Source organism: Thiosulfatihalobacter marinus (assembly GCF_016019955.1).
In the GTDB taxonomy this organism is placed as follows: Bacteria; Pseudomonadota; Alphaproteobacteria; order Rhodobacterales; family Rhodobacteraceae; genus Shimia; species Shimia marinus_A.
In genome coordinates, this window is the sequence record NZ_JAECRZ010000004.1 from 250,062 (window position 1) to 273,090 (window position 23,029).

General features: G+C 63.8%; 19 protein-coding genes, 1 other RNA gene and 1 riboswitch. Of the genes, 3 read left to right on the forward strand and 17 right to left on the reverse strand.

Annotated elements, in window-relative coordinates:
• Window positions 1-110: 110 nt before the first annotated feature.
• The 5 genes from I3253_RS08420 to I3253_RS08440 form a co-directional block, all read right to left on the reverse strand.
• Complete coding sequence (locus I3253_RS08420) at window positions 111-2,651, reverse strand: putative PEP-binding protein (RefSeq protein ID WP_197917213.1); 2,541 nt, start codon at window positions 2,649-2,651, stop codon at window positions 111-113.
• 84 nt (window positions 2,652-2,735) lie between these two features.
• Window positions 2,736-4,961: a glycine--tRNA ligase subunit beta gene (glyS, locus tag I3253_RS08425; RefSeq protein WP_197917214.1), complete on the reverse strand. Its 2,226-nt coding sequence runs from the start codon at window positions 4,959-4,961 to the stop codon at window positions 2,736-2,738.
• 9 nt (window positions 4,962-4,970) lie between these two features.
• Complete coding sequence (gene gltS / locus I3253_RS08430; RefSeq protein ID WP_197917215.1) at window positions 4,971-6,182, reverse strand: sodium/glutamate symporter; 1,212 nt, start codon at window positions 6,180-6,182, stop codon at window positions 4,971-4,973.
• 3 nt (window positions 6,183-6,185) lie between these two features.
• Window positions 6,186-6,710, reverse strand: coding sequence for a DUF6446 family protein (locus tag I3253_RS08435; RefSeq protein WP_197917216.1), 525 nt, complete (start codon window positions 6,708-6,710; stop codon window positions 6,186-6,188).
• Window positions 6,707-7,636 (reverse strand): glycine--tRNA ligase subunit alpha, encoded by a 930-nt coding sequence (locus I3253_RS08440; RefSeq protein ID WP_197917217.1) that lies wholly within the window; start codon window positions 7,634-7,636, stop codon window positions 6,707-6,709. The genes I3253_RS08435 and I3253_RS08440 overlap by 4 nt, the downstream gene beginning before the upstream one ends.
• A 151-nt stretch (window positions 7,637-7,787) precedes the next feature.
• Here I3253_RS08440 and I3253_RS08445 point away from each other — a divergent pair, with 151 nt between their 5' ends.
• Window positions 7,788-9,518, forward strand: coding sequence for a serine protease (locus tag I3253_RS08445; protein WP_197917218.1), 1,731 nt, complete (start codon window positions 7,788-7,790; stop codon window positions 9,516-9,518).
• 113 nt (window positions 9,519-9,631) lie between these two features.
• Here I3253_RS08445 and I3253_RS08450 read toward each other — a convergent pair whose 3' ends face one another.
• The 5 genes from I3253_RS08450 to metZ form a co-directional block, all read right to left on the reverse strand.
• Window positions 9,632-11,245 carry a 5-guanidino-2-oxopentanoate decarboxylase gene (locus tag I3253_RS08450; RefSeq protein WP_232236863.1) on the reverse strand — a complete coding sequence of 538 codons (1,614 nt, stop codon included), beginning with the start codon at window positions 11,243-11,245 and terminating at the stop codon, window positions 9,632-9,634.
• The gene (locus tag I3253_RS08455) at window positions 11,245-12,693 is read right to left on the reverse strand and encodes a TrkH family potassium uptake protein (RefSeq protein ID WP_197917219.1); all 1,449 of its coding nucleotides are present in this window, start codon (window positions 12,691-12,693) and stop codon (window positions 11,245-11,247) included. Before I3253_RS08455 ends, I3253_RS08450 begins: the two co-directional genes overlap by 1 nt.
• Window positions 12,694-12,766: 73 nt before the next feature.
• Window positions 12,767-12,991 carry a hypothetical protein gene (locus I3253_RS08460; RefSeq protein ID WP_197917220.1) on the reverse strand — a complete coding sequence of 75 codons (225 nt, stop codon included), beginning with the start codon at window positions 12,989-12,991 and terminating at the stop codon, window positions 12,767-12,769.
• Window positions 12,992-13,137: 146 nt separating this feature from the next.
• Complete coding sequence (gene folE2, locus I3253_RS08465; protein ID WP_197917221.1) at window positions 13,138-14,238, reverse strand: GTP cyclohydrolase FolE2; 1,101 nt, start codon at window positions 14,236-14,238, stop codon at window positions 13,138-13,140.
• 127 nt (window positions 14,239-14,365) lie between these two features.
• Window positions 14,366-15,553 carry an O-succinylhomoserine sulfhydrylase gene (gene metZ / locus I3253_RS08470; RefSeq protein WP_197917222.1) on the reverse strand — a complete coding sequence of 396 codons (1,188 nt, stop codon included), beginning with the start codon at window positions 15,551-15,553 and terminating at the stop codon, window positions 14,366-14,368.
• Between the two features lie 62 nt (window positions 15,554-15,615).
• Window positions 15,616-15,694, reverse strand: a riboswitch (SAM riboswitch).
• A gap of 109 nt (window positions 15,695-15,803) precedes the next feature.
• Between metZ and I3253_RS08475 the strand changes: the two genes are divergently transcribed.
• Both I3253_RS08475 and I3253_RS08480 read left to right on the forward strand, forming a co-directional pair.
• Window positions 15,804-16,679: an alpha/beta fold hydrolase gene (locus I3253_RS08475; protein WP_197917223.1), complete on the forward strand. Its 876-nt coding sequence runs from the start codon at window positions 15,804-15,806 to the stop codon at window positions 16,677-16,679.
• Window positions 16,680-16,714: 35 nt separating this feature from the next.
• Window positions 16,715-17,407: a glutathione S-transferase N-terminal domain-containing protein gene (locus I3253_RS08480; RefSeq protein WP_197917224.1), complete on the forward strand. Its 693-nt coding sequence runs from the start codon at window positions 16,715-16,717 to the stop codon at window positions 17,405-17,407.
• Between the two features lie 143 nt (window positions 17,408-17,550).
• Here the strand turns inward: I3253_RS08480 and I3253_RS08485 are convergent, their stop codons facing one another.
• The 7 genes from I3253_RS08485 to I3253_RS08515 form a co-directional block, all read right to left on the reverse strand.
• Complete coding sequence (locus tag I3253_RS08485) at window positions 17,551-18,147, reverse strand: inner membrane-spanning protein YciB (RefSeq protein ID WP_197917225.1); 597 nt, start codon at window positions 18,145-18,147, stop codon at window positions 17,551-17,553.
• A gap of 14 nt (window positions 18,148-18,161) precedes the next feature.
• Window positions 18,162-19,064 carry an EamA family transporter gene (locus I3253_RS08490; protein WP_197917226.1) on the reverse strand — a complete coding sequence of 301 codons (903 nt, stop codon included), beginning with the start codon at window positions 19,062-19,064 and terminating at the stop codon, window positions 18,162-18,164.
• Window positions 19,065-19,088: 24 nt separating this feature from the next.
• Window positions 19,089-20,246, reverse strand: coding sequence for a signal recognition particle-docking protein FtsY (gene ftsY, locus I3253_RS08495; protein ID WP_197917227.1), 1,158 nt, complete (start codon window positions 20,244-20,246; stop codon window positions 19,089-19,091).
• A gap of 39 nt (window positions 20,247-20,285) precedes the next feature.
• Window positions 20,286-20,969 carry a lysoplasmalogenase gene (locus I3253_RS08500; RefSeq protein ID WP_197917228.1) on the reverse strand — a complete coding sequence of 228 codons (684 nt, stop codon included), beginning with the start codon at window positions 20,967-20,969 and terminating at the stop codon, window positions 20,286-20,288.
• A gap of 75 nt (window positions 20,970-21,044) precedes the next feature.
• Window positions 21,045-21,441: RNase P RNA component class A (gene rnpB, locus I3253_RS08505), an RNA gene on the reverse strand.
• Between the two features lie 90 nt (window positions 21,442-21,531).
• Window positions 21,532-22,200, reverse strand: a complete 669-nt coding sequence (locus tag I3253_RS08510) for an N-acetylmuramoyl-L-alanine amidase (protein WP_408647797.1) — start codon at window positions 22,198-22,200, stop codon at window positions 21,532-21,534.
• Window position 22,201: 1 nt separating this feature from the next.
• A complete protein-coding gene (locus I3253_RS08515) occupies window positions 22,202-23,020 on the reverse strand; it encodes a hypothetical protein (protein ID WP_197917229.1) in 819 nt (272 codons plus the stop codon).
• Window positions 23,021-23,029 lie beyond the last annotated feature (9 nt).

A 23,029-nucleotide genomic window follows, 5' to 3' on the forward strand; every position in this document is an offset into this window, starting at 1 on the left:
GAAACTCGCGCCCTCATAGCTGAAAAGGCAAAATTCGTCTACCCCACCCCGAATCCGGGTCGGCAGCCCCGGCCCGAAATGTCAAGTAGACTCATGAAAAATTGGTTTATTCAGCCCAGTTTATCCTGAATTGCCAGCTGGGCTGCGGCCAATCGCGCAACCGGCACACGGAACGGCGAGCAGGACACATAGTCCATTCCGATCTCACGGCAAAAGGCGATTGATTCGGGGCTGCCGCCATGTTCACCGCACACTGCCAGCGTCAGGTCGGGGCGGGTCTTGCGCCCGCGTTCCGCGCCCAGCTTCAAAAGCTCGCCCACACCTTCGCGGTCCAGGATATGAAACGGATCTTCGGGGAAAACGCCCTGCTGCACATAGGGCGACATGAACCGCCCCGCGTCGTCGCGTGACAGGCCATAGGTCATCTGTGTAAGGTCATTGGTGCCAAAGCTGAAAAACTCGCAATGCTGGGCAATGTCCTCGGCCCGCAACGCGGCGCGCGGCGTTTCCACCATGACCCCCAGCCGATAGTCGAAATCGCGCCCGCTTTCGGTGCGCAGGGCGGCGGCCACGGCATCGATCCGGGTCTTGACCAGTTCAACCTCGCGCTTGGCCGAAACCAGCGGGATCATGATCTCGGGCACGATCGTATCCTCGTCCCCGGCGGCTTTCAGCATCGCCTCGAATATGGCACGGGCCTGCATCTCGTAGATTTCGGGCACCGTGATGCCCAACCGGACCCCGCGCATCCCAAGCATCGGGTTGTATTCGCCCAATGCCTCGACCCGACGGGTGACATCCGAAAGCGGCAGGTTCAGCGCCTCGGCCAGATCGCGCAACCCGGCCCGGTCCGTGGGCAGGAATTCGTGCAGCGGCGGATCGAACAGGCGCACGCAAACCGGGTGGCCCTTCATGATGACAAACAGTTCCGCGATGCTGTCGCGTTGCAAGGGCAACAGCTGGGCCAGCGCCGCGCTCCGGTCCCGCGGAGTGTCGGCAAAGATCATTTCGCGGATGGCGATCAGCCGGTCAGCCTCAAAGAACATATGCTCGGTCCGGCACAGCCCGATGCCCTCGGCCTTGAACTTCAGCGCGGTGCGCGCATCGTCCGGCGTGTCGGCATTGGCGCGCACGCCGATATCGCGCACGTCGTCGGCCCAGCTCATCAGCGACTTGTACGTATCGTCCAGCGTCGCCTCGATCAGCGCCGGCTCGCTGGCCAGTACCTGCCCGTTGCTTCCGTCCACCGTGATCACGTCGCCTTCGCGAAACACACGCCCGTCCGCGGCCATCAACCGTTTCTTGCGAATCTGAAACCGGATCGACGACGCCCCCACAACGCAGGGCAGGCCAAGCCCGCGCGCGATCACCGCCGCGTGGCTTGTCATGCCGCCGCGTTCGGTCAGCGCGGCCGCGGCTGCATGCATCCCGCGAATATCCTCGGGGTTGGTTTCGCGCCGGACCAGCACACAGGGCTCGCCGCGCGCGGCACTGGCCTGCGCCTCGGCGGCGGAAAACACGATCTTGCCCGTTGCCGCGCCCGGGCTGGCCGCCACACCGGAGCCGATCACGTCGCGATCGGCCGACGGGTCAATCTGCCGGTGCAGGATCTCGTTCAACGAGCGCGGCTCGATCCGCATCACCGCCTCTTCGCGCGGGATGATGCCGTCATTGGCCAGCGCCACCGCGATCCGCACCGCCGCCCGCGCCGTGCGCTGCACGCGCACCCCGTCCAGAATATGCACCTCGCCATTGTCCACGGCGAATTCGCACTGCATCTCCTCGCGCAGTTTGCGCCGCATCAGCGCCGCCTGTTTCTTCAGTTGCTCAAAGGCCTCGGGCGCTTTTTCCTCCAGCGACGGGCCGCGCGCATCCTTTTCCAGATACAGCGCCGCCGCCCCGCGCTGCAAGGCATCCCGCCCCTGGCTCTGGCTCAGGTAGCGCCCGGTGATCTGCGGCTCGCCCGTGTCGCTGCTGACCAGCTGCAACACACCCGAACCACATTCCCCCTGCCCCACGCCCAGCACCATGGACTGCACAACCAGACCCAGGCCCGCGTCCGCCGGCGCGCCCTTGGCCATGCGCAACAAGCGGGCCGTCGTGCCCTCCCAGGCGCGCGCCATCGACCGCAACACGCCGGTCAGCTGTTCCCCCCTGTCCTGCGGAAACGGCTCCTCGGCCTCGTCTTCATAGGCATCCAGAAACTGCGCCACCACATCCGGCGCATCCATGTTCAGATCGTCAAAGATATCCGGGTCCAGCCGCGCCACATGGGTCGAATAGGACTGGATGAACTTCACATACAGCCGCGCCGCCGCCCGTGCCCCGATCCGCGTGCTCAGCGATTCCAGCATTGCACCGTTCATGCCAATGTTCAGCACGGCCCCCGGCCCGCCCCAATCCGGGTCTTCCGAGGAGGGACGCACGCATAACAGCTGATCCTGCGCGAACGGCGCCAGGATACAGTCCATGTCCAGCCTTCCTCCGGCTGCGATCCGGTGCACCGCGTCAAAGCTCAACGCAACCGTCACCGGCACCGGCAGTTCCAGCCGGACCAAACGCTGCAAACACTTGGCACGCCCCCCGTGCGAGGCCGTCGTCACCGGTGCCGTGTCGGTGATCAGGGTGATGTCTTGGTCATATTGCTGCACTGCGGCACCTTCCTTTGAAAAGGAGCATACGCACCAGCCGACCCGAGGCAAGGGAAAGCTTGCCCCGGTGATATTTGTCGCGGATCAGCCCTCGATCCTGGCCAGATCGGCAACGCTCAGGCAAATCGCGCGAATGCGCGACAACAGGTTCAGCCGGTTGCGGCGCACCACCGTATTGTCGCTATTCACCTGCACGGCTTCGAAAAACGCATCAATCGGGGCGCGCAGGGAGGCCATGGAGCCCATGGCCGGCGCGAAATCTTCGGCCTCGATGGCCGAAGAGATCGCCCCCTCGGCCCCGTCCAATGCGGCAAACAACGCCTTTTCGCTGTCCTCCTCGGCAAATTTCACATCCGCCCCAAAGGAATACTCCACCCCATCCTTCTCCTCGGCCTGGCTCAGGATATTGTTGGCCCGCTTGAACCCCTGCAAAAGGTTCTCGCCATCATCCGTGCCCAGGAAATCCTGCAAGGCGCGCGCGCGCTTGACCAGCAGACAGATATCGTCATTGCCCGGCATCGCGATACAGGCATCGATCACGTCATGGCGAATGCCCTGATCGCGCAGATAGACCTTGAGGCGGTCATGGAAAAACCCCAGCAGATCGCGCGACGTGTCCGGCAGGCGGATTTTCAACCGCTCCAGATGCTCTGGCAGGTCCCCGTCAAAGGCATCCAGCACCGTGCGCACCGCCGCGCCAAAAACACCGTGATCGGCAATTTCGTCCATCATGTCGCCCATCAGTCCGCGCGACACCTCGTCTTCGCCATTCTGCGCGATCTCATGTCGCAGAAGCTGGCCGTCGAAAAACCGGTCCAGCGGCAGGCGCAATTCATTCTCCAACACCAGCCGGATCACCCCCAGCGCCGCACGGCGCAGCGCGAAGGGATCCTTGCTGCCGGTGGGTTTTTCATCGATGGTCCAAAACCCGGTCAGCGTGTCCAGCTTGTCGGCCAGCGCCACCGCCACCGACACCGGCGCCGTGGGCACGTCATCCGACGGACCCAGCGGAGAGTAATGCTCCTCGGCCGCGCCCGCGACCTCCTCGCCAAACCCGGCGGCCTCGGCGTAATAGCGCCCCATCAACCCCTGCAATTCGGGGAACTCATACACCATTTCCGACGACAGATCCGCCTTGGCCCAACGCGCCGCCTGTTCGGCCAGATCGGAATCCGCGCCCACCTTCGGCGCAATTTCGCGCGTCAGCGCGGCGATCCGCGCAATCCGGTCGCCCTGGCTCCCCAGCTTGTTATGGAAGGTCACGGTGTTCAGTCTCTCCAGCCAGTCCGCGCCACCCGCCTTGGCCACCCGCAGGTCATTCTCCCAGAAGAATTTCGCATCCGACAACCGCGCAAACAGCACCTTCCGGTTTCCTGCCAGAATGGTCGCGCCCTGATCCCTGGTCTCCCGGTTCGCCACCGTGACAAATTTCTCGATCCGCCCCGTCCTGGGATTCTTCACCGAGAAAAACTTCTGATGTTCCTTCATCGAGGTCTGCAACACCTCCGGCGGCAGGCCCAGAAAATCTTCGGCGATATCGCCCATCAGCACGACGGGCCATTCCACCAGCCCGGCCACCTCGGCCAGAAGCCCCTTGTCCTCGACCACCTCATGCCCCTGGGCAAAGGCCATGTTGGTCGCATCGTGCCAGATATGCTCGGCCCGCTCCGCCGCGCTCAGGATCACCCGGTCGCGCTTGAGCCTGGCCTCGTAATCCTCGAACCCGGTCACGGCAAACCGCCCCGCGCCCATGAACCGGTGGCCTTCGGTCGTGTCTCCCGCCCTGATTCCGTCAATCTCCAGCGGCACCACCTCGGCCCCCGCCTCGTTCGACAGGATGCACAGGATCGAATGCAGCGGGCGCACCCAGCGCAAGCTGCCCGCGCCCCAACGCATCGACTTGGGCCATGGGAAATTGCGCACCGTGTCTTCCAGCACGTCGGCCACGATCCCGGCCGCCGGCCGGCCCGGCTTGGTGATGGTGGCGAAATAGATCGCCCCCTTTGGGGTGTCGCGCTCTTCCAGGTCCTCGCGTGCAATCCCGGCCCCGCGCAGAAAGCCTTCGATTGCCTTCTCGGGCGCGCCCACCTTCGGCCCCTTGCGTTCTTCCTTCACCGTCGGGCTTTCGCCCAACAGCCCCTCCAGCGCCAGCGTCAGACGGCGCGGCGTCGAAAACGCATGGGCACCGGCATAGGTCAGCCCGGCCTCGACCAGACCGTCGGTCATGCGCTTTTTCAGGTCGTCGGCAGCCCGCGCCTGCATACGGGCGGGGATTTCCTCGGAAAACAGTTCGATCAGCAGATCAGGCATGACAGGTCCTTAGAAGTTCACGATTGTCTGTATGACAATCGCATTGGCGATATCCACGAAAAAAGCCGACACCAGCGGCAAAACCACAAAAGCAATGGGAGAAGGCCCATACCGCTTGGTCACGGCGGTCATATTGGCAATGGCGGTCGGGGTGGCGCCCAGCGAAAACCCGGCGAACCCGGCCGCCAGCACGGCAGCCCGGTAGCCGCGCCCCAACAGCGGAAACAGGATGTAAAGCACGAACAGCACCGTCGCCAATGTCTGAACCCCGATGATCGCGACAATCGGCAGCCCCAGCCCGGCCAACGTTCCGAAATCCAGAGTCATCAGCGAAATCGCCAGAAACGCCCCCAGCGCAAAATCCGAAATCACCGCCAGCGATGGCGTGCGCGCAATCGGGGCGGCACGGGGAAACAGCGCCGGCATCAGATTGCCAATCACAATCCCCATGATCAGGCAGGGCACAAAAACCGGCAGCTTCAGCCCGGCTTGCGCGATCAACCCGGCCAACAATTGCCCCAATATCACCGCCACGTTCAGCGCCAGCATCACCCGCATCAGGCTGATATGCGTGATCGGGCGCTGGTGGCCCTCTTTCTCGAACGGAAGGCCCACCGTGTGTTCCTCGTCGGGGCGGCTGGGGCTCAGCCTGTTGCGTTCGATCAACAGCTTTGCGACGGGGCCGCCGACAAGCGCCGCCACGATCAACCCCACCGTCGCCACCGCCACGCCCAGCTCGGACGCACTGCGCAACCCTGACGATTGCGCGATCTCCGGCGCCCAGGCGATGGCGGTGCCATGCCCGCCGATCAAGGCCGCGGACCCGAACATGACCCCGGCCTGCATCGGAAAATTAAACAGGATTGCCCCACCCACTCCGATCCCGTTCTGCACGACGATGATCGCGAATGTCAGCCCAAGCAGTATCGCCAAAGGCTTGCCGCCGGCAGCCAAATCCGCCAACCGCGCATTCAGCCCGATCGAGGTGAAAAACAGGATCAGGAAAAAATCCCGGCCTTCGAAACTGAATTCGAAATCCCGCCCCAGAACATACGACACCGCCGCAAATCCCAACGCCGCCAAAAGCCCGCCCGTCACCGGCTCGGGAATGTTGAACTCCCGCAACAGCGCAAACTTCCGCGTCAGCCGCGCGCCCAGCAGGAACACGGCAAACCCGAGAGTCGCGGTCAGCATGTCCGGTATCAGGATCGGGTCGGACAAAAATCAGTTCTCCGGCTTGGGCGGGCACCCTTCGGGCTCGGGCAGACCATCAAACACCACCTCGCCGCACCGGTTGATCTGATGCCAGACAAACCCGCGCCCATCCGGCAGGATCGCGACAACACGGTCGATGCCATATTCGACATTCTCAACCCCCATGAACGCCGCCGCCTTGCCATCTTCCAGCGCATAGCCAACTTCCTTGGCGTCAAAACAATCGAACCAGCCCGGCGCCACCAGCGGCTCGGCGCCCGGGTAGGCCTGATAGGTCTCGCTCAGGGTCTGCACGCTGGTCGGGGTGGTGAAACAGGCGCGGTACCGGATCGGAGAACTGTCGGCATCGATCGCCTGAAAATTTTCATACAGGATCGGTTCGGCCACACCGCTGGCCAGGGCCGTCAGCTGCACGTCATCCGTGCCCGTCGCCGGCACCTCTTCGTAATAGGCATAAACCTGCAAATAATACATGGCGGCACCCGCCAACAGGGCAATCGCAAAGATGAAACCCGCTACCGTTGTCCCCTTCATGCCGCATACCCCCCGGCTTGTGTCATCACAAAGGCATCGGCGCATTTCCTGGCCAGTGCCCGCACCCGCCCGATATAGGCCTGGCGCTCGGTGACAGAGATCACCCCGCGCGCATCCAGAAGGTTGAACAGATGGCTGGCCTTGATGCACTGATCATAGGCCGGGTGCGCCATGACAATGCGCCTGCCGGTCTTGGGATCAACATGCGCTTGCGACAGGATCGCCTCGCACTCGGCCTCGGCCTCTTCGAACTGTTTGAGCAACACATCCGTGTTGGCCACGTCGAAATTCCAGCGGCTGTATTCCTGTTCGGTCTGCCGGAACACGTCGCCATAACTCAACGGGATCGGTGCATCCGGCGCGTTATAGGGCATGTCCATCACGTGATCCACACCCAGAACATACATCGCCAGCCGCTCCAGCCCATAGGTCAGCTCGCCCGACACCGGATGGCAGTCATGTCCGCCGACCTGCTGGAAATAGGTGAACTGGCTCACCTCCATACCGTCACACCACACTTCCCAGCCAAGCCCCCAGGCGCCCAGCGTCGGGCTTTCCCAGTCGTCTTCGACAAAGCGGATGTCATGCATGTCCATGTCGATACCGATCGCTTCCAGCGATCCCAGATACAACGCCTGCAAATCCGGCGGGCTGGGTTTGATCAGTACCTGGTACTGGTAATAATGCTGCAACCGGTTCGGGTTCTCGCCATAGCGCCCGTCGGTGGGGCGGCGCGAGGGCTGAACATAGGCCGCCGCCCAGGGTTTGGGCCCCAATGACCGCAGCGTTGTGGCCGGATGGAACGTACCGGCGCCAACCTCCATGTCATAAGGCTGCATCACCGCACAGCCCTTTTGGGCCCAATAGCCCTGTAGCCTCAGGATAATATCCTGAAAACTGCGTGGTTTTCCGTCTGATTGCACCATGGCCCTGCCCCTTGAAAACGCGGCTCTTGCTTATGCGCATGACGGGACGGGGTCAATTGCGCGCGCGGACAAAATGGGGTGCATGACGGCGGGAACCTGCTAAACAGGTCTGACCGTGTTAACAAACCGAATTTCAGGGGCCTGACTGACCATGTTGCGCTTACTTCTGTCGCTGATTACCTGCATAGCCATCTCCGCCACCGCCGCCATGTCCCAATCCGCCCGGAGCGATGCCTTCTGGGTCCAACTGGAAGCACAGCCCAGCCTGACCGTGGCCCAAGAGCGCATTCGCATCCATGCCGGGCGCCTTGACAATGTGAACGGGTTCTCGCTTGGCGGCGGCTGGTACGCGATTGCGCTCGGCCCCTTCCGGCGCGCTGATGCCGAAACCGTGCTGCGCTCCTACCTCTCCGACGGGCTGATCCCGGGCGACAGCTATATTTCCGCCTCCGACAGCTACCGCGCACAATTCTGGCCCGTCGGCGCGAACCTGCTGAACACTCCGGTAACATCACCGCCCCCGCCCGCCGGGACCGCCAGCGCCGCGCCACAGGCCGCCGATGAAACCCCGCGTCAGGCACGCGCCAGCGAATCCAGGCTCACCCGCGACGAACGCAAGGACTTGCAGACCTGGCTGAAATGGGCCGGTCATTACGACGCCGCCATAGACGGCGCCTTTGGCCGGGGCACCCGCGCCGCCATGGCCGCCTGGCAGCGCGCCAACGGCGTCGAGGAAACCGGCGTGCTTACCACCGCACAGCGCCAGACCCTGCGCAGCCAGTATTTTGCCATTCTCGATGGCATGGATCTGCAACGCGTCACCCTGCCCGATGCCGGAATCGAAATGCTGATCCCCCTGGGCGTGGTCTCGAAATCCGCTACCGAATATCCCTTCGTGCAATACGAGGCGACCGGCGACATCCCCGCCAGGGTGCTGTTGATCAGCCAGGCAGGCGATCAATCCACGCTGTTCGGCCTCTTCGATATCATGCAGACGCTGGAAATCGTGCCCCTCACCGGCCCGCGCAACCGCAACGACAGCAGCTTCCTTCTGACCGGCCAAAACGACCGGATCGTGTCGCATACCGAAGTGACCCTGAAAGACGGCACGCTCAAAGGATTTACCCTTGTCTGGCCGGCCGGCGACGAAAACCGCCGCACGCGTATCCTGTCGCAAATGCAGACCAGCTTCACGCGCATCGACGGTGTGCTCGATCCGGCCGCCGGCGGCAATCCTGCGCAAGATATCGATCTGGTCTCCGGGCTCGAGGTGCGCAAGCCGAACCTGTCGCGCTCCGGCTTCTTCATCGACCGCGCCGGGCGCGTCATCACCACCGCCCAGGCAGTACAGGGCTGCGCCAGGGTCACACTGGAAGAAGACTACGAAGCCACTGTCGCAACCCTGGACGAGGCACTTGGCATCGCCATTCTGGAACCGCGCGACGCCCTCGCCCCGCTCGGTGTGGCAACCCTGCGCGCCGGCACGCCGCGCCTGAAATCCGACATCGCCGTCGCCGGTTACTCCTATGAAGGGCAACTGGGCGCCCCCACGCTCACCTTTGGCCAACTGGCCGATATCAGGGGGCTGGGCGGCGAACAGGAACTCGCGCGGCTGACACTGGCCCCGCAACCCGGCGATGCCGGCGGGCCGGTTCTGGACGCCGGGGGCGCGGTGTTCGGAATGCTGCTGCCCCGCCCCGCCAGCGGCACCCGGCAATTGCCCGTCGGGGTCAATTTCGCGGTCAACGCCGATGCCATCCGCGCCCTGCTGGCACAAGAGGGCGTCACCCCCGACACCACACCACCCCGCCCCGACATGGCCCCCGAAGATCTCGCCCGCCTGGCCAGCGGCATGACCGTCCTGGTAAGCTGCTGGGACTGACCCACCGACGGCCACAGGACAAAGGGTGCCCCTGACACCGGGCGCCCCTCTTCATTTTGCCCGAAATACTCTGGGGGGGGCGCCGCGCGCGGCGACGGGGGCAACGCCCCCTCCTAGCCTGTCGTCAGTTCCGGCGTCATGCGGATTAGCGTCGGACGATCCGCCTCGAACGCCTTCAACAGCGCGCCCTGCAACGATGCCACATCGCCTGGCGCCTCGGACAAACAGCCATAGGCCTCGGCCAGTTTACAGAAATCCGGGTTCACAGCCTTTACCGCATTGGGCGCGATCTGGCTGGCGACCATGCTGTCCTCGATCTCCTTCAGCGTGCCATTGTCCCACAACAGGATCGGAATGGGCAGCCCCATCTCCACGGCAGTCCCCAGTTCCTGAACCGTATACTGAAACCCGTAATCCCCGGCGATACACAGGGTCGGGCGTCCCGGTCGCGCCATCGCCCCGCCAATCGCCGCGGGCAAGCCATAGCCCAGCGTCCCGAACCCTGTCGGATGGTGCCACATGCCCGGCGCCGGCATGTCCCACACTTCCCTGGCGACATAGGCAAACTGCGTCATGTCGGAAAACACCATCGCATCTTCCGGCAGGACCGCGCGCAAGGCATCGCACAAACCGGCGATACCGGGGCGCTCGGCCTCGGTTTCGGCCCGGAACCGGGCCTTCGCGGCGGCAATCCCGGCGCGATCCCATTTCGCGGGCCGCGCCGCACCCGACACATCCAGCACCTGCCGCACGAACAGCAGGGCATCCGCCTGAACCGCGATATCGGCACGATGCCGGTCGGTCAGCATCTCCGGGTCGATATCCACCCGGATCAGCCGCCCCTCGTGACCCAGTTCATCGCGCCACAGATCGCTTTGCGACAGCTCGGTCCCGATGGCGATCACAAGGTCGCTCTCGCCAATGATCCGCTTGCTCTCCGACCGGCCCAGATAACAGCCAAAACTCATCGGGTCATCCGGCGCCAAAAGCCCGCTTCCGGCATAGGTCATGAACGCCGCCGCGCCGCTTTGCGCCACCAGTGCCCGCGCCAGCCGCGCGCCCGCATCCCCGTGCCCCGCCAATCCGCCGCCCAGAATGAACAGCGGCTTGCGCGCGCCTGCCAGTTCACCGGCAATGGCGCGCATGTCACCGGGCGCCGGGCACCCCCGAACCGCGCCCTGCCCGGGGGGCACCTGCGGCGCCGCCGCCACCACCTGTCCCAATAGCGGAATTGGCACCTGGATATGCTTTGGCCGTGCCCGGCCTGCCGCGAACTCCACCAGCGCCCGGTCGATCAGCCCATAGGCCGCCTCTGCCGAACGCGCCTCTTCGGACCAGTCGCACACACAGGCCGCCGCCCCGCGCTGGTCCGTCATCTGATGCAATTGCCCCCGCACCGCCGCCGCCTCGTCCAGGCAGGACGAGATCACCAGCACCGGCACGCTGTCGGAATAGGCCTGCCCCATCGGCGTCATGATATTGCACAAACCCGGCCCGGTGATCACATAAGCCACCCCCGGACGGCCACTGGCCCGCGCATAACCGTCAGCCATGAACCCGGCGCCCTGTTCATGGCGCGCCAGAACATGGGTGATCCCGGCCGCCTCGATCCCGCGATACAGCTCGATATTATGCACGCCGGGAATGCCAAAGATCACATCCACCCCCCGCGCCCTCAGCATATGCGAAATCTGCGCCCCCAGCGGCGCCATGGCCGGCGCGCCCATCAGGCCCTCCAGAACTGGACGGTAAAGAGTACGTAAACCGCAAGCAACTCCAGCCGCCCCACCAGCATTCCAATGGTCAACAGCCACTTGGCAGCATCGTTCAGGCTGGAAAAATTGCCGGACGGACCGATGATGTCGCCCAGGCCGGGGCCGATATTGCCGATCGCGGTCGCCGCGCCGGAAATCGAGGTGACAAAATCCAGCCCGGTCATGCTCAGCGCCACCGCCAACACCCCAAGACTTACGGTGAAGAACACAAAAAACGTCATGACCGAGCCCAGAACGTCCTCGTCAACCTGCCGGCCCTGATACCGGGTCGTGAAAACACCGCTCGGATGCTGGATCTTGCGCAACTGCACCTTGATCGCCGCAAACAGAAGTTGATACCGGAAAATCTTCACCGAACATGCGGTTGATCCGGCACATCCCCCGATCAGACCGATGAAAAAGAACATCGTGATGATGAAACTGCCCCACGCCATATAATCGACGCTGGCATACCCGGTTCCCGAGATGATGGACGTGATATTGAACAGGGATTCGCGGAACGATTGCTCCCAGTGGTTCGGAAACACCACGGTCAGGACAAAGGAGAACACCACAACCAGAACCAGGATCGTCAGCAGGAAAACCCGCACCTGCGAATCCGCGAACAAAGGGCGCGCGCTGCCGTTCAGCAACTGCACATAGCGCACAAACGGAAGCGCCGCGAGGACCATGAAAACAGAGGCCGCGTATTCCAGCGAACCGGAAAACGCGCCAAAAGACGCATCCTTGGTCGAGAACCCGCCGGTCGAAACCGTCGTCAATGCGTGAACCACCGCGTCAAATACCGGCATTCCCATAACTGTATAGGTGATGATGCACGCGCCCGTCAGCGCAAGATATATCACCGAGATCTGGCCGGAAATCGCCGTAGCGCGCGGAAGGATTTTCCCCATTGTTTCAAAAGCTTCAGACCGGAAAATCTGCATCCCGCCAACCCGCAGTTCCGGCAGGAACACCATGGCCACGACAATGATCCCGATGCCGCCCAGCCATTGCAGCAATCCCCGCCAAAGCAACAGCCCGCGCGGCATGGCATCCAGCCCGGAAAACACGGTTGACCCGGTCGTGGTCAACCCCGACATCGCCTCGAAAAACGCGTCCACGAACCGTGCTTCGGTTGCCCCCAACAAAAAGGGCAACGCCCCGAAAAACGGCAGCGCCAGCCACACACCGGTGGTCAGAAGAAAGGTCTGCTGAAGCGTCAGCCCACCTCCCCGGCCGTTGTGGCAGGACAATGACACCAGCCCGCCGGTCAACACCGTGATCACACCGCTGATGAAAAACGCCATCCAGTGCCCGGCGCCGTCGATCAGATCCACCAGCATCGGCAAGAGCATCGTCAGCCCCAGCATGGCCACCAGAAGGCCGATCACATATCCCACAGGGCGCAGGTCAAGCATGGGCGCAGCGTTGGCCCGCCGGTCGCGCACTGTCAAGCCGGATCAACCGTTCACGCCGCCGCCAGCCGCATTTTCACCCCAACAGATCGGCAAAGACAAAGGCCGGGATATCCTTGCGGGCCAGCCCCATGGCCGTCAGTTCCGGATCGCTCAGCGCGTTCAGCGCCCAGGCTTCGTGCAAACGCCGCCGCCGCTCGATCCCCGCATTGAATCCCATGCCCTGGCTGGCCAGAAAAAGATCCATCCGCGCCATCAATCCTTTGGTATCAAAGATAATTTCCGGGTCGTTCCTGCACATTGGAAACCTCCGTGCAACACGTTTCAGGTTCCCTCCCACGCCACAGACTACACCGGGCCACCCAATTGACCACGCCGCTTGGTCCATACGCCGGCCCCGGTGTTGCCCGCAAACAGCACTACCTTGCTATCGGGGGGGCCCCGGGTCTATCCCACATGGAACAGGGTGGTGAACAGCCTGGGGTCCAGGCTTTGCCCGGCAAACAGCGGACCGTCCGTCAGGACCGACACCGCGTCATGGCTGTGCAGGCTTTCCTGGTGGCTGGCCACCACCCGGAAATCACCGATCCGGGGATCGTTCTTCAGTTGCGCACAAAACAGGCGCGCCGCATCCTCTACAAAGATCGGGTTGGCCGCGTTCAACTCGGCAAAGGCCTGTTCGTCCTCGCGCTTGACCATGACCTGCGTTTCGGTCGGCACCGCCGTGCGCGCCAGATCGATCAGGTCTTCGAACCACAAACGGTCCGGTCCGGCCAGTTCCACCGAGATACGCGCCACCGAACGTTGCGAATGCGGCGTGGCCAACTGGCCCCGCGCCATCCGCGCATGTTCGCTCAGCTCCAGCGAACAGGGGCAGGTCGACGAATAGACATAGTCCAGATGGATGATCTTGTGCAGCGTGCCGTTCATCTGCACCTTTTCCAGCGCCAGATCGTAATACTGATAGCCCTCCAGCCCCGACCGCAGCGACCGGATCTTCATCGGATAGGAAAACCGCATCTGAAGGCGGGCATCAAAGCTCTCCAGATCGGTGATGTAATCGGCCAGCGCCGCCTCCATCACGTCAAAGCTGAACGTCTTTTCCGCATGTTTGTAGAACGAGCGCATGATCCGGGACATGTTGATGCCCTTCTTGTCGGCCTCAAGGCTGACCGTGCCCGTCACGCTGGTTTCCAGCGTGATATCGCCGTTGTCGCGGCTGTGAAACCGGATCGGCAGGCGGAAATTGGAAATGCCCACATGCTGGATCTGCTGCTTTTCGCCCTTGATCAGGCTGCTTGGCCCGTTCTGCAAATCCGGCAGGCTGGCGCGATAGGCGTCGTCCCCCCTGAAATCGGCCGGATAGCTGCGCGACAGGTCCGGATAATTGCCCAGCGGCTGTTGCGGCAGCAAACGCGCGATGGCCGGGTCCAGCTCGGCAATTTCCGTGACCGAGGCCTGCGCCGCCCAGTCACGCAGCTTTTCCAGCGCTTCGCGCGCGTCGTCACGGCTCAGCGTATCGCTGCCCTTGGGTGTCTGCATGTTCATCGGCGGCGTGCCTCCGTTCGCGTCCTGTCGCCAGACTAATCTAGTCAATGCCCGGCCGGATTACCAATCTCGAAGAGTCTTACGCCAAATGCGACGGCCCGGATCACTTCTCCGGGCCGGCGCCCTGTTACCCTTGCGAAGCCGCCAAGGCCTGCTGCACATCCGCGATCAGGTCTTCGGCATCTTCCAGACCGACCGAGAACCGCACCAACCCCGGTGTGATGCCAAGCTCGTCCTTCATATCGTCCGACAGCCGCTGATGGGTTGTGGTCGCCGGGTGGGTGGCGATGGATTTGGCATCGCCCAGATTGTTTGAAATCACCGCAACCTTCAATGTGTTCAAAAAGCGGAACGCCGCAGCCTGCCCGCCCCGGATGTCCAGCGACAGCACCGTGCCGCCCTTGCCGCCCAACTGACGCTGCACCAGCGCATTCTGGGCGTGGTCCTTCAATCCGGGGTAAATCACCCGCTCCAACGCGGCATGGCCCTGCAACGCCTCGGCCAGCGCCAATGCACTCGCCGCCTGCGCGCGCACCCGCAGATCAATGGTCTCCAACCCTTTCAGCATCACCCATGCATTGAATGGCGACATGCTGCCGCCGGTATGTTTCATGTACGGCTCAACCGTCTTGCGGATGAACTCCTTCGTGCCAAGGATCACCCCGCCCAGCGTGCGCCCCTGCCCGTCAATATGCTTGGTCGCGGAATAGATCACCGCGTCGGCCCCCTGCGCGATCGCGTTGGAAAACACCGGGGTCGAGAACACGTTATCCACCACCACCCTGGCGCCCACGGAATGCGCAATCCCGGCCACACCGGCCACGTCGATCACCTCCAGCGTCGGGTTGGACATGCTTTCAAAGAACACCGCCTTGGTCCCGGGCCGCACCGCCGCGCGCCAGGCGTCCAGATCGGTGCCGTCCACGAATGTCACTTCCACGCCAAAGCGGGTCAGGATCTCTTCCAGGATATACAGGCAGGATCCGAACAGCGCCCTGGCCGATACCACATGATCGCCCGCCTTCAGCATCGAACACAGCGCGCCATTCACCGCCGCCATGCCGCTGGCCGTGGCAAAGGCATCCTCGGCGCCTTCCAGCAATGCGATCCGCTCTTCGAACATCGCCACGGTCGGGTTGCCATAACGGGCATAGATGAACTCGTCCGGGCCCGCCTCGATAAACCGCGCCTCGGCCTGCTCCGCCGTGTCATAGACAAAGCCCTGGGTCAGGAAAATCGCCTCGCTGACCTCGTTATACTGGCTGCGCCGGGTGCCACCATGCACCAGCTTTGTGCGTGTGTTCCAATCGCTCATGTTCACTCCTCGGGCGCATGCTCCGCCCATCAAAAAAGCCCCGTTCCGGCCAAGCGAAAGGGGGCTCCTTCTTCCTGACCTCTTTAGCGGAATTGTTTAACGTGGCCCGCAATCCGGTAACAAATCGCCACGCCGTCCGATTAATCCTTCGGGCGTTGCACGTCAACACCGTCACGTTGCCCTAACCCCGAATTCACGCCACTTGCACAAAAATTCTCGAACCGCACACAAGATGTAGTGGGACGCAACCATGGCGCTCATACGGATCAACGCCCACGGCACCACGCCCATCCTGCATGGCGCTGGACAAGGCATCCGCGCAACACTCAGCCGCGCGCTGGCCACGCCGGGGCCGGTCGCGATCATGACCCACGGCTACCGCTTTCAGCCGGGCGATCCCGCGCATTGTCCGCATCTGCATATCCTCTCGCTTCAGGACGCCGACTGCCCCAGGGCGCTCAGCTGGCCCCGGCGGCTGGGGTTTGACTGCCACGGTGTCGGCATCGCCTTCGGCTGGAACGCACGCGGCAGCCTGCAACAGGCCCGGAGCGCCGCGACGGCGGCCGCACAGGCGCTGACCAACCTCATCGCCATCCTGCGCGCCCTTGCACCGGACCGCCCGGTGCATCTCATCGGGCATTCCCTGGGCGGCTTGGTCGCGTTGCGGGCACTGCACGGGGCCAGGGCGGGCGATGTCGGGCGGGTCATCCTGTTGAACGCCGCCGCCTTTCAGCTCGACGCAACCCGCGCACTCGCCTCCCCGGCGGGGCGCGGTGCCGAGATCTTCAATATCGCCAGCCGCGAGAACGCGCTTTTCGACTTTCTCTATACGCACGCCCTGAACCGCCGGGACCGGCCCCTGGGCCGGGGCCTTTTTGCCCGCAACGCCATGACCATACAGCTGGACGATTTCAGGACGCTGACCCGGCTGTCCGAGCTTGGATTCGCCATCGCCCCGCCGCATCGCCGGGCCTGCCACTGGTCCACCTACCTGCGCGACGGGGTCTTTCCATTCTACCGCGCCCTGATCCAGGCGCCCGAACGCCTGACGCTACAGCGGCTGCAAACCCTGTCGCCCGCGCCCGGCCCCGACACCCGCACGGCTTCCGCTTGCCCCGCCCGCTGAAACAGGCATCATGGCGGCCCAGACAGGAGACCCCCATGACCCGCCCCATCGATCTCTTCTACTGGCCCACCCCCAACGGATGGAAAATCTCCATCGCGCTGGAAGAAATGGCGCTGCCCTACAACACCCACCTGGTCAATATCGGCAAGGGCGATCAGCACGCGCCTGATTTTCTCAAGATTGCCCCCAACAACCGAATGCCCGCCATCGTCGACCCCGACGGCCCCGACGGCGCGCCTGTCTCGGTCTTTGAAAGCGGCGCCATCCTGATGTACCTGGCGCGCAAGACAGGCCGGTTCTACGGCACCACCGACCGAGACCGCATCTCGGTCGAGGAATGGCTGATGTGGCAAATGGGCGGCGTCGGCCCCATGGCCGGACAGGCCCATCATTTCCTGAAATATGCCAAGGAGGATATCGCCTATGCCAAAGCGCGCTACCGCGACGAGGTCGCCCGCCTCTATGGTGTTCTGGATCGGCGACTGGCGGACAATCATTACGTAGCCGGAGATTTCTACTCGATTGCGGATATGTCGATTTGGGGATGGGCCTCGCTTTGGCAAGGGCAAGAACAGTCATTGGATGACAAACCCAATCTCGACCGGTGGCTGCACGAGCTATGGGATCGCCCTGCCCTGCGCCGCGGCCGCGCCCTGCACGCAAACCTGCGCGCCGACCGTTCCGACACCTGGGTGCAGGCCGATCTGTCGGCGGCTCAGCAAAGCTGAGCCTGAGGGGGCCAGCCCCCTCTTGGCTTTGCCAATTCACCCCCGGGATATTTTTGGCCAAAAGAAGATCCCTGCGCCCTGTTCTTCTTTTGGCTCAAAATATCCTGGGGGAGTCGCGCAAGGCGCGGCGGGGGCAAAGCCCCCTACTCGGTTTCGTCGGCGTAGTCCTGAAAGACTTTGCCCTGCGTCATGAAGAATACAAAGATCGCCGCGGTCAAACCAAAGGTCTTGAAATACACCCAGGTATCGGTGCTTTGCGTGCGCCAGATCGCCTCGTTCAACACCGCAAGGCCAAAAAAGAACATCGTCAAGCGCCGGGTCAGGATCATCCAGCCTTCATGTTTCAGCGGAAGCATCTCTTCCATCACGTATTTCAGATAGCTTTCGCCGCGCAGCAGCCCCACGCCCAGGACGCCCCCGAACAGAAGGTAGATCATCGTTGGTTTCATCTTGAAGAAGCGGTCATCGTTCAGCCAGACCGACAGCCCGCCAAAGATCACCACCAGCACCAGCGTGGCGATCTGCATTTTCGAAAGCTTTCCGGTCAGCCGCCACAGGGTCAGGCTTGACGCGATCATCAGCGGCACGAAACCGGCGGTGACGATGATGAACCCTTCGTATTCCGTCCCGCCAATCGTGAAAACACGTTCGCGCAACCACAGATAGGCTGCGAAGAATACGATGATCGGCCCCATCTCCAGGGTAAATTTCAGGGTCGGGTTGATCTTCTTGTCGTCCATGTTCGCCTGTCCTCTCAGCCTCCCATCTCCACTATCACAGCCCCGGCTGCGATCAATGCCATCAATGCCACCCGGCGCGGCCCGACCGTCTCTTTCAGGAACATCCAGCCGATCACGGCGGCAAACACGGTGGAGGTTTCGCGCAGCACCGCCGCCTCTCCCACCTTGTCGAGCCGCGTGGCCAGCATCACCGAGCCGAAACTCGCAAAGGCCACAAGCCCTCCGATCAACCCACGCACCATCAGCGGCCCCGGCGCGGGCGGATGCACCATCGACCGCCAGCGCAGAAATGCAAGCACCGGAAAAAACAGCCCGTCGATAAAGAAAAACCACGCCAGAAAGGTGAACGGGTTGGCCGTGGCGCGGATTCCGTAGGCGTCATAGGTGGTATAAAGCGCCACGAACAGCCCCGTGACAACCGCCAGGATCATGGCCAGCCCCAGCGTGTCGCGCCCCGAGGTCATGAACACCATGTTGTAGACCGCCAGCCCAAGGATCCCGCTCATCAGCACCAGCACGCCCAGCCATTGCAGACCGCTGAAGGTCTCGCCAAAGATCAGGTAGGCACCGATGACCGTGAAAAACGGTCCCGTGCCGCGCACCACCGGATAGACGACGGTGAACGCCCCCTTGGTGTAGGCCCAGCTTTGCATCAGCTTATAGCCGATATGGATGAAAAACGCGCCCGCCAGTATGGGCCACATATGCGGCTCGGGCCAGGGCACCACGAACAGAGCAAGGGGCGCCGCCATCGCGCCATAGGAAAAATCGATCGCGCCGCGGCTCAACCATGGATCGTGCCGCCCTTTTTGCAGGGCGCCGAATACCGCGTGCAGGACCGCCGCCATCAAAGCCAGGCCCATCGCAACCTGGCGTCCCGCCTCGGTGCCTTCCAGCGAGATCAGCCAGTCAGACATGGCCAGGGCATTGCCTTGGGCGGTTCACCCGTCCAGCCCGGTCAGGGCGGCGGCGAATTCCTCGGGGTCGAAGGGGGCAAGATCGTCAATCTGCTCGCCCACGCCAATCGCGTGGATCGGCAGGCCGAACCTGTCGGCCAGAGACACCAGAATGCCGCCCTTGGCGGTGCCGTCCAGCTTGGTCATCACCAGCCCCGACACATCCGCCAGTTTCTGGAAGGTTTCGACCTGGCTGATCGCATTCTGGCCGGTTGTCGCATCCAGCACCAAAAGGGTGTTGTGCGGCGCATCCGGGTTCTTCTTGCGGATCACCCGCACGATCTTGGCCAGTTCCTCCATCAGATCCTGCCGGTTCTGCAACCGGCCCGCCGTGTCGATCATCAGCAGGTCCGCGCCCTCGGCCTCGGCCCGCGTCATGGCATCATAGGCCAGGCTGGCCGGGTCCGAGCCTTCGGGCGCGGTCATCACCGGCACGCCGGCGCGTTCGCCCCACACCTGCAACTGTTCGACGGCGGCGGCGCGGAACGTGTCGCCCGCGGCAATCACCACTTTCTTGCCCGCATTGCGGAACTGGCTGGCCAGTTTGCCAATGGTCGTGGTCTTGCCCGACCCGTTCACACCCACCACCAGCACCACCTGGGGTTTGCTGGGATAGATCGGCAGCGGGCGCGCCACCGGCTCCATGATCCGGGCCACTTCGCCGGCCAGAAGCGTCTTGATCTCTCGCGCGGACAGGCGTTTGCCAAACCGTCCTTCCGCGATATTCGCCGTCACACGCAGCGCCGTGTCCACCCCCATATCCGAGGTGATCAACAGGTCTTCGAGGCTTTCCAGCATGTCATCGTCAAGCACCCGCCTGACTTCGTTCGCGGCGGCAGCGCGCCCGGTCAGCCGGGCCAGGATGCCGGGCTTTGGCGCGTCCCGGGTCTGCGGCCCGGTGGCCGGTGCGGCCGGCTCCGGCCCGCGCGCCTGCGCGGCGCCGGGCGCTTGTTCCGGTTCCGGCTCTGTCGCGGCTTGCGGCGCCGGGTCCGGGGCCGGGACAGGATCAGGCGCGGGCTCTGGCGGCATCCCCGCTTCGGCGGCACCTTCCTCGCCACCGTCTTCGACGATGGCCTCCAGCCCTTCCTCCAGCCGTGAGGAAGATTTGAACAGCTTGTCCTTGAGCTTCTTGAAAAACGCCATGGGGCCTCCGCACCGGTATCCCCTTCACCTAAGGCGATTTCACAGGATTTGAAAGAGCGGCGTTGCCCAGCCCGCGCCGGCAAGGATGGCAAATTGCCCCCCCGCATAAAGCAGCCACAATGCGACCGAGGCCGGGCGCTGCCAGCGCGACATGCCGGACATGCGAAACAGCTGTATTGCCAGGATCGTGTCCGAGGCCAGGAAGGCAAACGCGCCGATCACGGCCAGCGGCATCCCCGGCAAGCCCAGCGCCGTTACCCCCATGGCGGTGATCAGCGTTACATAGATGCGCACCGGCCATTTCATCGTGCCGGTATGCGGCGCCAGCCAAAGCTCGGTTGACGCGGCCAACAGCACCAGCGCCGCCACCCCCCAGACCGGCGCGGTCAGGCCGCCCGAAAGCGACAGGAAATGACCGACATAAACCAGATGGGCCAGCGCGAACCCGATCAGACCAACCAGAAAGGCCCGTTCGCCGTTGCGCGACAGCGCCACGTCCCCGACCGCCGAAAGCACCAGCGCCAGGATCACCGCCGGGCTGCCGAAACTTACCGCGGCGGCCAGCGCAAAGGCCGGCATCGGGATGGATTTCACAAGGGTCTTCCAGGCGGACGGCCCGCGATGACAAAAGACCAGGGCATAGATCGCCGCCGCGATCAGCCCCAGCACGATCAGCCCCAGCCGCGCGCCCTGGCGCAGTGCAATCTCTTCGACGATGCTCATCCCGCCATCCCGTTTTCGGGCAGATTAAACGCAATCGGCAAGGTTTGTCTGCCCCCGCCGTGACGGAAGGCAGATATGCGCAGAGGGCGTGTAAGCCGGATTCTGTAACCCCGGGTTTCCCCGGGACCGATGACCATTCATCTGGACCACGCGTTGCCGCGTGGCCTCAAGCTGCCAACCCGGATCTGCTCGGGGCAAGGCGCCCCTGCGGGTTGACCCGCACGCGATCCCTATTTGGCATTGCTCCCGGTGGGGCTTGCCGTGCCACCGCTGTTGCCAGCGGCGCGGTGGGCTCTTACCCCACCGTTTCACCCTTACCCCCGCAGGTATCGGTTCCCCGACCTGAGCGCGGTGGCGGTCTGTTCTCTGTGGCGCTTTCCCTCGGGTTGCCCCGGCCGGGCGTTACCCGGCACCGTTGCCTTGTGGAGTCCGGACTTTCCTCGGGTTGCCCCGCGGCCATCCGGCCCTCTGCGCGTTCCGGGATGTAGGCGGTTGCGCCCATGGCGTCAATCGCAGCGCGTGTGGCAGTGTCGGTTTTTGAGTATTTTTGGCAAAATGAAGTTCAGGACCGGTGCAGCAGGCGGTCGAGGATGCGTATGTCTTCGATGTCGGCGGGGCCGGTGTATCGCGGGCGGAACCGGGCACGAAACGCGGCTAGGCTCGCGTCCGGATCATCCATCGGATAGCCGAACCGGGCTGCCAGTTCCGGCCAGTCCCGCGGGCCGCTTTCGCGGGCGCCGGCATCGGGCCAGACCGACAGGCCTTGCAGCGCAAGGCGGCGCCAGTCGAATCGCGCCCCGGGATCGGATTTGCGCCCCGGCGCCATATCGGAATGGCCGATCACGCCATCTGGCGGAATGTTCCAGCGCGCCATGATCCCTGTCAGCAGCGTCTCCAGCGCCGTCATTTGCGGTTCGCAATAGGGGTGATCGCCGCGATTTTGCAGTTCGATACCGATCGAGCGCGAGTTGATGTCATCCTTGCCGCGCCAGCGGCCCGCCCCGGCGTGCCATGCGCGCATCTCTTCGGGCACCAGCCGGAAAACCCGCCCTTTTTCGCAGATCAGGTAATGCGCCGATACTTGCGGGCCGGGATCGCACAGGCGCGCCAGCGCCGCTTTGGCGCTGATCATCGCGGTATAGTGCAGCACGACGAATTCGGGCCGCAGCCCGTTGCGGCGTGGCCCGAAATTCGGCGAGGGAAGATCCACGGGGTCCGGGCTGGCCGACACGCTAGTTGCCGGCGGCCTTGCGGAAGGGCGACGGATCCCAGTCACAGGCATAGCCATCGCCATCCGGGTCCAGGCCCAGCCGGTCGACCTTGGGACCGCCTTTTTCCAGGAACGCGGTTTGCGCCTGGTCGGCATGGGAGAACTTGGCGCAGTTCTTTTCATAGCGCGCGGCGGAGGTGAAGCCGATGCGCTGATACACCCGGGTTCCGCGCGGAGTGTTTGTGGACAGCGCATAGGCCACAATGTTGGGTCCGGTGCTGCCCGTCCGCTGTGGCACCGCCGTCGGTGTGATCAGCTTGTAATTGGCCTTGTTGCGTTCGCGCAGCGCCGCGTCCGCCTCGATTGACCGGCGCTCGTCAACGACTGAAAAATCGTTTTCGTCGGAAATGCCGGGGTTGGACAGAACCGGCGGCGGCGGGTTGGACGGGCTGGCGACCAGCGGCTGCTGGCCGGAATTGGCGCGCGCCGCGGCCAGTGCGGCCTCGGTCTCGCGGGCGATATCGGCGGCTTCGCTGCCCTGGCTGGCGGATTGACCGGGCGTTGTGGCCGGCTGGGGCCGGGGCGCGGTGGCGGTTGTCGCCAGCGGCGCCGTGGACTGCAACGGCGGCGCCGTCACGCGGGGCGCATCCGGAACGGTTTCCTGGCTGACGACGCGCGGCGGCGGAACCGCCTGACTGCTCAGGTCCGCTTCGCGGCGGGCCCGCGCCTGGGGCGCGTTGATCTCATTGTCGAATCCGACCCCGGCGGCGCTGTCGGGGATCCGGGGCTGGCACGCGGCCAGGATGGCCAGCGCAATTCCCGAAAGGAGTATCCGCTTCATTGTCTGCCC

Coding starts and splice junctions, on each gene's coding strand:
- ftsY (WP_197917227.1), bottom strand. CDS start 20,246: ATGGCGTTTTTCAAGAAGCTCAAGGACAAGCTGTTCAAATCTTCCTCA.
- I3253_RS08500 (WP_197917228.1), bottom strand. CDS start 20,969: ATGAGCATCGTCGAAGAGATTGCACTGCGCCAGGGCGCGCGGCTGGGG.
- folE2 (WP_197917221.1), bottom strand. CDS start 14,238: ATGAACATGCAGACACCCAAGGGCAGCGATACGCTGAGCCGTGACGAC.
- I3253_RS08450 (WP_232236863.1), bottom strand. CDS start 11,245: ATGGGCGCGCCGGCCATGGCGCCGCTGGGGGCGCAGATTTCGCATATG.
- I3253_RS08460 (WP_197917220.1), bottom strand. CDS start 12,991: ATGTGCAGGAACGACCCGGAAATTATCTTTGATACCAAAGGATTGATG.
- I3253_RS08445 (WP_197917218.1), top strand. CDS start 7,788: ATGTTGCGCTTACTTCTGTCGCTGATTACCTGCATAGCCATCTCCGCC.
- I3253_RS08440 (WP_197917217.1), bottom strand. CDS start 7,636: ATGGTGCAATCAGACGGAAAACCACGCAGTTTTCAGGATATTATCCTG.
- metZ (WP_197917222.1), bottom strand. CDS start 15,553: ATGAGCGATTGGAACACACGCACAAAGCTGGTGCATGGTGGCACCCGG.
- I3253_RS08475 (WP_197917223.1), top strand. CDS start 15,804: ATGGCGCTCATACGGATCAACGCCCACGGCACCACGCCCATCCTGCAT.
- glyS (WP_197917214.1), bottom strand. CDS start 4,961: ATGCCTGATCTGCTGATCGAACTGTTTTCCGAGGAAATCCCCGCCCGT.
- I3253_RS08485 (WP_197917225.1), bottom strand. CDS start 18,147: ATGGACGACAAGAAGATCAACCCGACCCTGAAATTTACCCTGGAGATG.
- I3253_RS08480 (WP_197917224.1), top strand. CDS start 16,715: ATGACCCGCCCCATCGATCTCTTCTACTGGCCCACCCCCAACGGATGG.
- I3253_RS08490 (WP_197917226.1), bottom strand. CDS start 19,064: ATGTCTGACTGGCTGATCTCGCTGGAAGGCACCGAGGCGGGACGCCAG.
- I3253_RS08435 (WP_197917216.1), bottom strand. CDS start 6,710: ATGAAGGGGACAACGGTAGCGGGTTTCATCTTTGCGATTGCCCTGTTG.
- I3253_RS08455 (WP_197917219.1), bottom strand. CDS start 12,693: ATGCTTGACCTGCGCCCTGTGGGATATGTGATCGGCCTTCTGGTGGCC.
- I3253_RS08515 (WP_197917229.1), bottom strand. CDS start 23,020: ATGAAGCGGATACTCCTTTCGGGAATTGCGCTGGCCATCCTGGCCGCG.